Source organism: Pseudomonas sp. EB271-G4-1, assembly GCF_058791355.1.
This window is the reverse complement of sequence record NZ_JBYTEO010000027.1, coordinates 36,299-48,677: the sequence shown is the minus strand read 5'-3', so window position 1 is coordinate 48,677 and position 12,379 is coordinate 36,299. Positions and strand designations below refer to the sequence as shown.

The window sequence follows — 12,379 nt, the reverse complement described above, 5'->3', positions numbered from 1 at the left end:
CGTCCTCTTTTCGCGTAGGTCTTTTCCTAAGTTGTACTTCGCCTCTCTACTCGGCCATCTCTCTCGGCGAGAATCCCCGGCTGTCCCTCCTGTAGAGAAATGCCCATGGTCGATCCAGCCAACGAATCATCATTTCGTCTGGACGTAGCAGGTCTGTCCAATGCCTTCGAGGTTCTGTCCTTTGCCGGTAGAGAATCCATCAGCGAGCCTTTCGTGTTCGACGTGGACCTGCTGATCGAAGACCCGACGCTCGATCTCGCCGGCTTGCTGTACCGTTCGGCCTCCTTGCTATTCGGGCCGGAGGGAAACGTCATCCATGGGCAGCTGCACGAACTGGTCCAGCGTGAACATGGTTTGGGGGTCAGGCTCTGTCAGGTTCGGCTGGGGCCGAAACTCGCCTGTCTGGCCCGGCGCTACAGCCAGCGCATTTTCAGCGGTCGCTCAGTGCCGCAGATACTTGATCAGGTGCTCAGGGAGCACGGCATTGTCGATCAGGATCGACGCCTCGAATTGGCTGGCGATTACCCGTCCCGTGATTTCTGTACGCAGTACCGGGAATCGGACCTGCAGTTTCTTCAGCGCCTGTGCGCTCAGGAGCGGTTGCACTATCACTTCGAACACCGGGCGGATGGACATTGCGTGGTGATCGGCGAGGGGCCAGGGAATTTTCAGGTCGCTGAGGCGGCGGTCTTCCGTGCGATGGGCGGGCAACCGGCAGTTCGTCGTTTCGAGGTCATGCGCTGTACCGATGGCGCGGCGCAGCGCGTGGAGTGTGGTTCTGACCTGACGACGCTGCGCAGCGGCCAGCTCATGCCGCTGTCCGGGCACCCGGTTCCCGAATGGAATCAACCATGGTTGGTGACCCATATCGAGCATCAAGGCGAACAGGCGGCGAGCCAGACCTATAGCAATACGCTGCGGGCGGAGCAGTGGGTGTTGCCCCTTGAAACGCCACAGGTGGCGCTGAAGCCCAGGATGCACAGCCTGCAACGGGCATGGGTGGTCGATGTCGATGAGCCGCAACCTGATCCATCCAGGCCTGTGGCGGTGCAGTTTGACTGGGTTTACCAGGGGGAGGGCGCGGCATCCAGCCACTGCTGGCTGCCATTGGCTGCGCCACTGAACGTTGCGGCCAGCCCACGGTTGGCTGAAGGCACGGAGGTGGTGGTGAGCTTCACCGAAGGTGATCCGGATCGACCGTTGATCACCGGGTTTCTGCACGGCCCCGCCAGTGTCGAAGTAAACGAGGTGCAGGATCCTGCCACATCTGTTCTCGAAGATTGCCCGCTCGATGGTGTGCAACAGTGGTTGTGTTCGGGCGAGCCCCTGATGTTGCTGTGCCTGTTGCCCGGTGGTGGCAGTTTCAATCATTGCGCCCAGGCGCTCTGCATCTGTCGCACGGCGCCGCGCCTTGGCCAGAGCGGTGCGGCATGAGCGCGGTACAGGCAACCGTTGCGAACCCGCAATGGTTGTTACTGGACATGCCGGGCGCACCGCAGGTGGGCGTGACCCTGCAGGAAACTTTTGCTCAGGCCGGTAGGTTCTGGTTGTTCGAAGACACCGAGTGGCAGGCTCTGCAGGAGCAGGGGCCGGTACTCATCGATCTGCAGAGCTGCCCGGCCCTGGCCGATCTGTACCGCGTCGATGGGCAGCGCTGGCCTGGGTTGCTGATGTTCAGCGAGGCGACGGCGTCGACATTGCTGGCGCATCTGCGGCGCATGCTCAGCGTCTCGTTCAACCTGCATCACCGCGCCTTGTTGAGTTACTTCAACCCGAACACCGCCAGTTATTTTTTTGATGCCTGCGATGCCGAGGAACTCAGTCGCTGGTTAGGGCCTATCAGTAAATTGCGCTGGTTCGGCGGAACCTGGGCAGACCGCGCGCTCGGCTGTCAGGGCTGGCAGCAGTTGCTCAACCCGGGGCTTGATGTGCGCCCTCTGGAGGTCGATGAGGATCTGAGCCCACGGCAGCGGGAAAAACTGCAGACGTGCCTGCTGGAACACCATGCCTGGCGCTGGAATCGGTCCACGGGCGCTGATTTCACGCGTCTGTGGGACCATCTGGAAGAGGGGCTGGCATTGGGCTTCAGCGAGCGCCCGGTGCTCGACGACTGGATATGGCTGCGCCTGCAATACCCCGACGCCTGGCTGGTGCAACCATTATCGGGCGGTACCCAACAGGAGCGCCTCGATAGTGTCCGCAAGCTATGGCAGGACGGCTCAACCTGAGCCGATGCTGTAGATGCCACTGGCTCAGTGAGCGCGGGCGAACCAGCCATCGTTCTGGCGCAGGCGCCAGGCAATCAAGCCGAGCGTCAGGCTGCGCAGCAACATGAACAGCAGAAAGGTTATCCACAAGCCATGGTTGCCATAACCCTGCAGCGCCCAGGCGAACGGCAGCAGCAGTACCACTGTCAGCAGCATGCCGTTGCGCATTTCCCTGGCACGGGTGGCGCCGATGAATAACCCATCGAGCAGGTAGCTCCAGACGGCGATCAGCGGTAGCACTGCAAGATAGGGCAGGTACAGGAAAGCAGTGTCGCGCACGCTGGTTATGTCGGTTTGCATCTGGATGAACAGGTGTCCGGCAAACAGGAACAAGCCGGCAAAGCCCAGGCTCGCCAACAAGGACCAACCGCAGGCCACCACCAGGGAGCGGCGCAGGGCATTGCGGTCGCGCGCGCCGATGGCGTGTCCGCACAGGGCTTCCACGGCATGTGCCAGTCCGTCGAGTGCGTGGGCGGTCAGCAGCAAGCCGTTGAGCAGCAGGGCGTTGGCGGCAACGGTCGCATCGCCCAGCCGGGCGCCTTGCACGGTGATCAGGAAAAACACCGACTGTAGCGCCAGGCTGCGGATGAAAATGTCTCGGTTGACCGCCAACAGCGGTCGCCAACTCTGCCAGAGTGCCAGGGTGGCCCAGACGATATGGCCGGGATAAGCGCGCAGGGCCTGGCGCGTCATCATCAGGCCGATCAGCGCGCCGGTCCATTCGGCGATCACCGAAGCCCGGGCCGCGCCCACCACCCCCCATTCCAGGCCAAGGACAAACCACAGGTTAAGGGCAATGTTGACCAGATTGGTGCTCAACAGGATCGCCAGTGGCGCGCGGGCGTTCTGCGTGCCGAGAAACCAGCCGACCAGCGCATAGCTGGCCAGTGCCGCCGGCAGGCCGAACAAGCGAGTGTGGAAAAACTCGCGGGTCATCTGGTCCAGTTCCGCCGACGGTTGCATGAAGTGCAACGCAACCCCGCTCAACGGCACGCCCAGGGCACCCAGCACCACCGCCAGCCCCATGGCCAGCAGCAGGCCCTGCAACAGAATCTGCCGCAGCGCCGCGCCATCCCCGCGCCCTGCGGCCTGGGCGGCAAACCCGGTGGAGCCCATGCGCAGAAAACCCATCGCCCAAGCGAGGAAGGTATAGAGGCTGGCCCCGACCGCCACGGCCCCGAGTTGATGGGCGTGAGGCAGATGGCCAATGACGGTGCTGTCGACCAGCGCCACCAGCGGTACGGAAATGTTCGAGAGAATCATCGGCGCAGCCAGCGCCCAGACCCGACGATGGGTTGGGCGGTCGCGCCAGTCGGCGATCAGGTTGGACATGCAGGCTCCTTGGGGAGCAGGCATTGTAGCGACACATTTGGAATCTGCCGCGATCCATTGCAGGGGCGAGCCTGCTCGCGAAGGCGGTCTTTGAACTACATCAATGTCGAATGTCGCGCCATCTTCGCGAGCAGGCTCGCTCCCACAGGGGGGGTGGGGTCAGTGCATGATCCAGCTGAGCAACCACAACCCCAGCATCAACCAGATGATCCCCATGATAAACGCGGCGTTCATGAACGCGCGAATGGCCGACCATAACAACACCAACCCGACGACCAGGGTGATGATACTGATGATCGACGTGTCCATGCCCAGTGCCTCGGACAAGCCTTCGACAAAATGGCTGCTCGCGCGACTCACCAGTTGGAACAGACCGCTGAGGCCATCAACGATGAAGCGGATGATTGAGCCGAGGACCTGGCCAAGCCATTCGAAAAAACCTTCTACCTGCATGAAATGAACGTCCTGTCTGTAGGAGCTGCGGAGCGACGGTTCGACTTGCCGCGAATTTTCACAGGCGCCACGAATCACGCCATCGAATGATTATGGTGCAAAGACCGACAATGCTGCCAGGCACTTGCCTTCCCCCGTCATCCCCCCGAAGCTATACGTCTTCAGGAGAGCCCGATGAACCTTGTTGAACTGACCGAACGCCTGCACGCTATCCGTGATCGCAATGACTGGCGGCAATTTCACAGCCCGAAAAACCTGGCCATGGCCGCGAGTGTCGAAATGTCCGAGCTGGTGGAGATTTTCCAGTGGCTGAGCGAAGACCAGTCACGGCAGCTGCCGGCTGACAAGCTGGCCCATGCCGGGCAGGAAATCGGCGATATCGTGCTCTACCTGTTGTTGCTGTGCAGCGAACTGGGGCTGGACATGAATGACGTTGTACGCAGCAAGCTGGCGGACAGCGAGCGGAGGTTCGGCTGATGAGCGACCGTCATTTCGATCAACTGGCGACGCGTTTCGCCGAAAAAATCTACGGCGGCGCCAAAGGCGCGATTCGCCTGGCGGTGCTGCAGGCCGATCTGGCCGAAGCCCTGCCGGATCGGCCACTGCGGGTCCTGGATATTGGCGCGGGTCTCGGCCACATGTCGTTGTGGCTGGCCCAGCGTGGTCATCAGGTGACCCTGGCCGAGCCCGCCGAACCGATGCTCGAGGGCGCCCGCCAGCGCTTTGCCGATGCGGAACAGAATGCGACCTTTATCCAGGCGCCCTGGCAGGAACTGCCCGGTCAGCTCACCGAACGCTACGACCTGGTGTTGTGTCATGCCGTGCTTGAATGGCTGGCCGAACCGCACGCCATCCTGCCGGTACTGCACCAGTTGACCAAGGCCGATGGTTGGCTATCCCTGGCCTTCTACAACCGCGACGCACTGATCTATCGCAACTTGCTCAAGGGCCATTTCCGCAAGATGCGCAAGAATGACATGGCCGGCGAGAAGCAGAGCCTGACTCCGCAACAGCCTCTGGACCCACGAGAGTTGGCAGCGCAACTTGAGGGGCTGTGGCAGGTCGAAAGCCAGAGTGGCGTTCGGGTTTTTCACGATTACATGCCGGTGGAGTTCCAGGCCCGCGCCGAGCTGTCGGACCTGCTCGAAATGGAGCTGGCCCATCGGCGCCATCCAGCCTTTGCCGGGCTAGGGCGTTACTTGCACTGGATCTGTCGGCCGGTCTGATCGGAGTTCGAAATGAAAAGTCGTGCAGGGTTGCTGTTGATCTGTCTGGGCCTGGCGGCCTGCCAGGGCAGCAATCCGTACGTGGCAAGTTCCAGGCCTTTGCCGCCAGCGCCACCTCAGGCGGCCAGTACCTTTGATCGCAGCGCCTACCCGGCGCCACCGCGAGACTACGGGCGTTATCGCAGCTGGGCCTGGCTCAACGGGCAAATGCCGCCGGGCACCGCGTGGGCGGACTCGGCGCAGGTCGCCGATGCCGTCAGCAGTGCGCTGGATCAACGCGGCCTGCGGCCCCTGCGTGACAACCGGCCGGCGGATCTGTTCGTCAGCGCAGACCTGCGTTTGGAAACACGCTTGCGTCAGGTCCAGGACGATTACGGCTACTACGGCGGTTACGGCGGCTATAACCGCTATGGTTATGGCCCGGGTTACGGTATGTACGGCAGCATTCCGATTGTGCGCACTTATGAGGAACAGGTCGTGGTGGTTCACGTTGACCTGTACGACGCGCAAAACGGTGAACCGGTTTGGAGTTCGAGCGCTGAAACCAGCAACCGGGGCAGCGAGGGCGAGCGTGTCGATGCCATACGGGAGGCTGTAGAAAAGGCAATGTCGGCGTATCCTCCTAGTTAGCTTCCTGTAGTCCAGAAGCATTTCGCAGGTTCATGTCTTCTACCGGAGAATCGCCATGTTCCGCCGTCTCGCTTTACTGGCAGTGGCCGTGCTGCTCAGTGCCTGCGCCGCCAACCAGGTCAATCATGACTTCGATGCCAGCCGCGATTTTGCCGCGTATCACAGCTGGAGCTGGAAAGAACCGGCGCTGCAATACCGTCCCGATGACCCCAGGATCAAGAGCGACCTGACCGAACAGCGTGTGCGCGATTCGGTGGCCGATCAGCTCGAGCAACGTGGCCTGCGTCAGGCGGGCGCCGGCGCCAGGGGGGATGTGAATGTGCAGGCTTACCTGATAGTCGAGGATCGCCAGCAACAGGTGACGACCAACTACGGCGGCGGTTGGGGTTACCCTTGGTACGGCTACTATGGCGCACCGATGTACAACGAAACCCGCCTGGTGTCCTACAAGGTCGCGACGATCCAGATCGACCTGCTCGACGGCAAGGACGGCAAGCTGGTCTGGCGCGGCAGTGACGAACAGATGCTCAGCCGCACGCCGAATCCGACAGACCGCAGTAATGCGATACACGAAACGGTCACGAGGATTCTGGCCAACTACCCACCCCGCCGGTGAAAACACCCAATTAACACCCCCTACAGGCGGTGGCGAGTTGCCAGCAGTCACGCCATCCCTTGTCTACACTGCCTTACACCCACGGAGGTTACGTTCGGCCGTGCGCCGGCAAAGGAGTGCGCGATGTCGCCCCGCATGCAGTTTCGCGGCCCTGCCCGACAAACAGGGGCCATTGGCTTGATGGCGGCCGTTACCTTGGCGCTGGCCTTGGCGTTCATGTTGCTGGTGATCGACAGCGGCCGGCTCTACCTGGAAAAGCGCAACCTGCAGCGCATCGCCGACATGGCCGCGCTTGAAGCCGCCACGCGGGGTGGGGATTGTTCCACGGGTGCAACCGCGACCAGCTATGCCACCGCCAGTGCCCAGCGCAATGGCTTCACTGTGCCCAGCGACGGGCGTGCACTGGCGGTTAGCTGCGGTGCGCTGACCCTGGATGCCAACAGCCTGCGGATATTTTCCGTCGACCCTGGCAAAAGTGAAGCGATCCAGGTCATCGCCAGCCACGTCGTGCCGCAAAGTTTTGCGGGCGGCATTGGTGCTCTGTTTGGCGGTGCCCCTGCTGGCTCGACCCTGAACCTGAAGGCCACAGCGGTCGCCGCGCTCCCGCCGCCGCTGGCAGCACTGACCATCCGCAGCACTGTGCTGACATTCGATACCAGCAAGGCAGCCATTACCAGTTTGCTGTTCGGTGGCTTGCTGGGAGGCAACGTGACGATCAATGCCGCAGGCTGGAATGGCTTGGTCAACAGCAACATCAGCCTGCTCAGCTACCTCAATCGCCTGAAAGTCGACCTCGGCCTGACCGCCGTAGGCTACGACCAGGTGCTGTCCAACAGCATCACCGTCAGCCAGTTGATCCAGGCCGCCATCAATGTCCTGGACCCCAATGGCACTCTGGCAGCGAGTGCCACGATCGTCAGCCTGAAGGCGCTGAAACTGGCTGCCGGTGCGACCAGCGTGGTGCTGGGCGACTTGCTGCACGTCGAAAGTGGCAGTGACATCTCGGCCCTGGCAGTGAACCTCAAGGCTTTCGACCTGATTGAAGGCGTCGTGCAGTTGGCCAACAAGCAGAACGGCCTGGTGGCGACCCTGCCGATCAACCTCGCGGGCCTGGCGCAGATCACTGCGCGGGTGCAGGTGATGCAGCCGCCGCAATTGTCGGCCGTGGGCAATCCGAAAAAGGCGGCCCAGGCACCTTTGGGGCCTGACCGCATTTATGTTCGGACGGCCCAGGTCAAGACGTTGTTGTCCATTGACCTGCCGGTACTGGACGCCATCACGCCATTGGTCAATGCCGTACTTGACCTTGCTACGTCGCTAACCGACTTTCTGGAAGACTTGCTGGGCCTGCAACTGCACAAGTTGCTGACGTGCGGCTTGGGTGCACCGTGTGACACGACGGAAGTCAAGCTTCTGTCACCGCCGATACGGCTCGATGTCGCCCTGGAAGCAGGCGGTGCCTGGAGTTATGTCACGGCTTACAGCTGCATGAGCTCGACGAATAAAAGCCTGACCACCAGCACCACGACCAAGCTGATCGGGCTGAAAATCGGACAGATCACCCCGGAGGATGTGTTTGGTTCCGCCACGGTCCCGCCGACCAATATCGTCAACCCGCTACAAGTCATTTATGTCGGCGTGCAAACCTGCAACCGGCTGCTGTTTTTACCGGCGGTCTGCTACAACCCTCGGCCGAGCGGTGGCATCGGCATCCACGTCAATACCGCGGTAGCGCAGAACGCCAACATACCCCACGTGTATTCCGCACCAGCTGCCGCCAACCTGCCGGAAATCAACCAGCCACCGTTTTTCTACGCTTACACCACCAACAACATCGTCAACAGCCTGAGCACCACCGTCAGCGACCTCGGCGTGAACATGTACGGGTTGTCCGGCAGCATCATCGGTGGCCTGGGCAGCCTCTTGAACGACGTCACCACCGCGCTAGTCAATGCGATCAACACCGTGCTCAGCCCGTTGCTGGATACCCTGATCAACACGCTGCTGGCGAGCCTGGGCATCGACTTGAACAAGGTCGAAGTCGGCGCCAACCTCAGCTGTCACGCCGGCCGCGCGTCGCTGGTGATCTGAGCATCGGGCACGATCGGCAGCTCGATGCAAAACCGCGCGCCCTCGGCCGAGTTTCTGACGCTGAGTGTTCCCCCCATGTTCTGCACGATGCCGTAGCTCACAGACAACCCCAGCCCAGTGCCGACGCCCACCGGCTTGGTGGTGAAGAACGGTTCGAAGATGCGTTCCAGCAAGCGCGGATCGATGCCGCCGCCGTTGTCTTCAACCCACAGCCGCACCGCGTGTTCATCGCGTTCTGTATACACCGCTATCCACGGCTTGAATTGACCGTCGGCCTCACGCTTGCCGAGCAGTGCATCCCGGGCGTTGACCATCAAGTTGATCAACACTTGTTCCAGCTGATCGACATACCCGCGTACCTGGACCGCAAAAGCGCACTCGCTGACCCGCAGTTCCACCCCTTTGCCGCGCATCCCCTCGGCCAATAGCGACAAGGTGCCGTCGATAGCCTGGGCCGGGTTGAACGGCTGCTGTTCGATATCCGAGCGGCGGCCGAACACGCGCATGTGATCCACCACCCGCGCTGCGCGCTGGACCTGAGCGTCGATGCGGTTGAGCTTGTCGGTCAGGTAATCGATCTGTAGGTCGCCATTGCCCAGGCGCTTGAGCACATTGATGATCGCCATGCGCATCACGTTCAGCGGCTGGTTGATTTCATGGGCCAGGCCGGTGGCCATCTCGCCCAATGTGGCCATTTTCGCGCTTTGGGTCAGCTGTTGCTGGGCGCGCCGGACTTCGGTGTTGTCGCGACCCACGGCCTGCACTTCCAGCAAGCGGCCTTGCTCGTCGAACACTCCGCGATCCGACCAGACCCACCAGGCGTGTTCCCGGCCGGGTAATTGCAGATTGATTTCCGCCGTGCTCACCGGGAATTCCGGGCTCAATTGGCTCAGGCGCTGGAGGAAGGACTCGCGCTGCTGCGCCGACATCCAGCTGCCCAGGTTAACCCCCGGCAAACCCTCGGGCGAACATTCCAGGTAGGTCGCCAGCGGCCGGTTGCCGAAGGTCAGGGTCAGGTCCGGACGGTAACGGCAGATCATGGCCGGCGAGTCCTCCACCAGCATCCGGTAACGCTCCTCGCTCTGCTTGACGTGTTCGGCCGCCAGCGTCGCATCGGTGACGTCCAGCCACAGGCCGACGGCTTCCACCGGCAAACCCAGGTCATCGCGCAGCAACCTGGCTTCGTCGAGCAGCCAGTGGTAATTGCCGCGACTGTCGCGCAGCCGATAACGTGCACGTACCGAGCCTTCGCGCAACAGCAGGCGGGTGCGTTCGAAATAACGCTCGCGATCCTCGGGGTGAACGCGATCGACCAACGCCGCTCCGGTACAGTCAGCGAGCGTCCAGCCCAGCAAGGGTTGCAGGCTGTCGCTGAAAAAGGTCGGTTGCAGCGCACCTTCGACATAGCGCTGCACATAAATCACCGCAGGTGAACTGGCGATCAGATTGTCCAGCCGGGCATGCGCGGCAGCGGCGAGTTGCTCCTGGTTCTTGATGTCGCTGATGTCGAGCATGAATCCTACCAGGCGCCGTTGGTTGCCGACGCCCAGGGCCTGGCCTTGCAAGCGATACCAGGTCGGTGGAGTGTCGCCGTCGGCACGGTGCAGGCGCACGCACAACAGCAGGGGTGCGCCGTCGAGTCGCAAGTCCTGCAGGCGGCTGTGCAATTCTTCACGATCGGCAGGGTGCACTTGGGCGAGCCAGTCCTGCAGCGGCAGACGTTCCTGGTCAAGATGCAGGGCGCGGGCCAGGGAGGGGGCCAATTGCACCTCGCTGTCGTTGAACATTTCCCACCAGCCGGTGCCGAGCAACGCCTGCAACGACTCCAGGCGCTCCAGCTGCAGGTGATGGCGATGTTCGCGCAAGCGCGCAAGCAAGGGGCCGGCGAGGGCGGCGGCAAACTGCAGCCAGTCGCGCTCGCTGACGTCCGGGGCCTGTTGATGGGCCGTGTAACAGCCACAGAGCAACCAGGCGACCACGCCTTGAGCGTCGTGATAGGGCACGGCGAAACCCTCGGTGTTGCCAAAGGTGCCTTGCAGGCGCGGGTGCTCGGCCAGGTTCAGGTGATGCGGCGTGGAGCCGTCCAGACTGTCGAGGCCGGTGCCCAGGCGCTGGCCGTTGTGCCACAGGCTGGGCGTGTCAAAGCCGGCATAGTGCTGGTGAATCTGCCAGCCCTCCTGCTCATCGAGCAGCGCCAGGGCGATACAGGGGATGTGAAAGCGTTGGGCCAGCGATTGCAGTTGGTCCACCAGCACGTCGGGCAAGCGCATCAGGCTGCACAGGCGCAACTGTTCACCGATTTGCGCCGCGAGCAACTGGCACTGCTCGCGCAGGCGCGCTTGTCGGCGTTCAAGCAGCAAGTCGCCGATGTCCAGCAACTGCAGCAACCAAGTGTCGGCCATTGGCTGGACCCAGCCACGCAGGTGCAGGGGCGAGCCGCTGAGGCTGTAGAAGTCCAGGTCCAGAAGCTGACCCCGCCAATCGGCGGGAGGGCCCTCGATGGCGAGGCTGCAATGGGGCAAGAGAAAATCCAGCAGATGTGCAAGCTGTGCCGCCGGGGCTTGCTGGGCCAGCAGATGCCGCAGTGGGCCGCTCAGGTGCAACACCCGACCCTGGGCGTCGAGCTGTATCTGCAGGCCGACACTGAGTACGCTTGGGGGCTCCACGATTTCCTGGTGTGCCGGCGGGTGGCGATTGAGCAGGCGCCCGAAGAGTTTATCCCCGGCACTCAAAATTGCAGGCTCGAACTGGCGGTGAGCGTCGCCGGCAAATTCGGTATGGGGCCAATCCCCGGCAGGTTCAGAAACGGAATCACCGCGTTTAACTTTTGCGAGGGATAGTGGATGGCCACCTTCAACACGCCGCCCGTATAAGTAGTGGTCGTGTCGGTGGCGACATCGAAATTCAGCCCGGCGGGAATCCAGGCCAACTGCCGGGTCAGTTCCAGCTTGACGACGTTTTTCAGCGCAGCCTCATAGCCGGGCGTGTTCGGGTCCAGGGCCACGCTACGGCGCACGGCTTCGGCGGTCGACTGGTTGAACGACTGCATCAGCAACAGCGGCAGGCTATACGTGACAATCGCGTAGAACACGGCAAAAAAGATCACGAACACCAAGGCAAATTCAATCGCTACGGCACCTTTTTGCTTACGTGGGAGGTTGCTTTTCATGAGTGCGACTACCCTGAAATCACGAGGTAATGTCAGCATAGAATCATTCCGCCATAACGGACGTTTTTTACCGGATGCAGAGCTTTGTCCTACTGATCTGGCTGACGCTATGCGCAGCGCAAGATGCCCGGCAACGGCACATCGCCAACCGCCTGACCCTGGGCGTGGGGGCGCTGGCGCTGGCGTATCTGCTATGGAGCGGAACCACCTGGATCGGCGCCCCAGCCACGCAGGGTGGCTGGGCTGCGTTGCTGGCCATGGCCTTCACCTTGCCCGGCTATGCGATGCGTCGCCTCGGTGGTGGGGACGTCAAGCTCATGACCGCCCTGGGGCTGGCGACCGATGGTCGGCACGTGCTGGGCGTGTTTATCGGTGCCGGCCTGGCCAGTGTGTGTTGGATACTGCTGGCGCCAAGAGTCTGGCTTCATATCAGTCAAGGGCTTAGAAGTCGCCTGTGTTATCTGGAGCCCGGTCTGTCAAGGAAACAGCCCTTTGCCCCTTTCTTGTTGGTGGGGCTGGTGCTGACATTCGCCTGGCTCGGCATGTGATCCGTTTTGTACAGCGGCGAAAGAGCGACTACTTTCATACAGGGGTT

General features: G+C 62.0%; 12 protein-coding genes. 8 read left to right on the top strand and 4 right to left on the bottom strand.

All coding sequences use genetic code 11. The features are described 5' to 3' along the window. Positions 1-105 precede the first annotated feature (105 nt). Complete coding sequence (locus AC3WWR_RS15400) at positions 106-1,434, top strand: type VI secretion system Vgr family protein (RefSeq protein ID WP_492598852.1); 1,329 nt, start codon at positions 106-108, stop codon at positions 1,432-1,434. Next, complete coding sequence (locus AC3WWR_RS15395) at positions 1,431-2,228, top strand: DUF4123 domain-containing protein (RefSeq protein ID WP_492598851.1); 798 nt, start codon at positions 1,431-1,433, stop codon at positions 2,226-2,228. Before AC3WWR_RS15400 ends, AC3WWR_RS15395 begins: the two co-directional genes overlap by 4 nt. 24 nt (positions 2,229-2,252) lie before the next feature. On the opposite strand, the gene AC3WWR_RS15390 is transcribed toward AC3WWR_RS15395, so the two are convergent. After that, entirely contained in the window at positions 2,253-3,599 is a 1,347-nt protein-coding gene (locus AC3WWR_RS15390) for an MATE family efflux transporter (RefSeq protein WP_020797546.1), read from the bottom strand. Positions 3,600-3,758: 159 nt separating this feature from the next. Beyond that, positions 3,759-4,052, bottom strand: a complete 294-nt coding sequence (locus AC3WWR_RS15385; RefSeq protein WP_033044798.1) for a hypothetical protein — start codon at positions 4,050-4,052, stop codon at positions 3,759-3,761. Positions 4,053-4,226: 174 nt separating this feature from the next. Here AC3WWR_RS15385 and AC3WWR_RS15380 point away from each other — a divergent pair, with 174 nt between their 5' ends. From AC3WWR_RS15380 to AC3WWR_RS15360, 5 genes are all read left to right on the top strand, one after another. Beyond that, entirely contained in the window at positions 4,227-4,529 is a 303-nt protein-coding gene (locus AC3WWR_RS15380) for a MazG-like family protein (protein ID WP_020797544.1), read from the top strand. Continuing rightward, positions 4,529-5,278: a methyltransferase domain-containing protein gene (locus AC3WWR_RS15375; protein ID WP_020797543.1), complete on the top strand. Its 750-nt coding sequence runs from the start codon at positions 4,529-4,531 to the stop codon at positions 5,276-5,278. The genes AC3WWR_RS15380 and AC3WWR_RS15375 overlap by 1 nt, the downstream gene beginning before the upstream one ends. 12 nt (positions 5,279-5,290) lie before the next feature. After that, complete coding sequence (locus AC3WWR_RS15370) at positions 5,291-5,908, top strand: DUF4136 domain-containing protein (RefSeq protein ID WP_033044797.1); 618 nt, start codon at positions 5,291-5,293, stop codon at positions 5,906-5,908. A gap of 55 nt (positions 5,909-5,963) precedes the next feature. Beyond that, positions 5,964-6,524, top strand: coding sequence for a DUF4136 domain-containing protein (locus AC3WWR_RS15365; protein WP_020797541.1), 561 nt, complete (start codon positions 5,964-5,966; stop codon positions 6,522-6,524). A 123-nt stretch (positions 6,525-6,647) separates the two neighbouring features. Beyond that, entirely contained in the window at positions 6,648-8,615 is a 1,968-nt protein-coding gene (locus AC3WWR_RS15360) for a pilus assembly protein TadG-related protein (protein ID WP_432668962.1), read from the top strand. Here the strand turns inward: AC3WWR_RS15360 and AC3WWR_RS15355 are convergent. After that, positions 8,585-11,347, bottom strand: a complete 2,763-nt coding sequence (locus AC3WWR_RS15355; RefSeq protein WP_432668963.1) for a PAS domain-containing sensor histidine kinase — start codon at positions 11,345-11,347, stop codon at positions 8,585-8,587. The two genes, AC3WWR_RS15360 and AC3WWR_RS15355, sit on opposite strands and share 31 nt — an antisense overlap. Continuing rightward, positions 11,344-11,784, bottom strand: a complete 441-nt coding sequence (locus AC3WWR_RS15350) for a TadE/TadG family type IV pilus assembly protein (RefSeq protein ID WP_020797537.1) — start codon at positions 11,782-11,784, stop codon at positions 11,344-11,346. Before AC3WWR_RS15350 ends, AC3WWR_RS15355 begins: the two co-directional genes overlap by 4 nt. Positions 11,785-11,858: 74 nt before the next feature. Here AC3WWR_RS15350 and AC3WWR_RS15345 point away from each other — a divergent pair, with 74 nt between their 5' ends. Next, positions 11,859-12,332, top strand: coding sequence for an A24 family peptidase (locus AC3WWR_RS15345; protein ID WP_033044794.1), 474 nt, complete (start codon positions 11,859-11,861; stop codon positions 12,330-12,332). Positions 12,333-12,379: the final 47 nt, after the last annotated feature.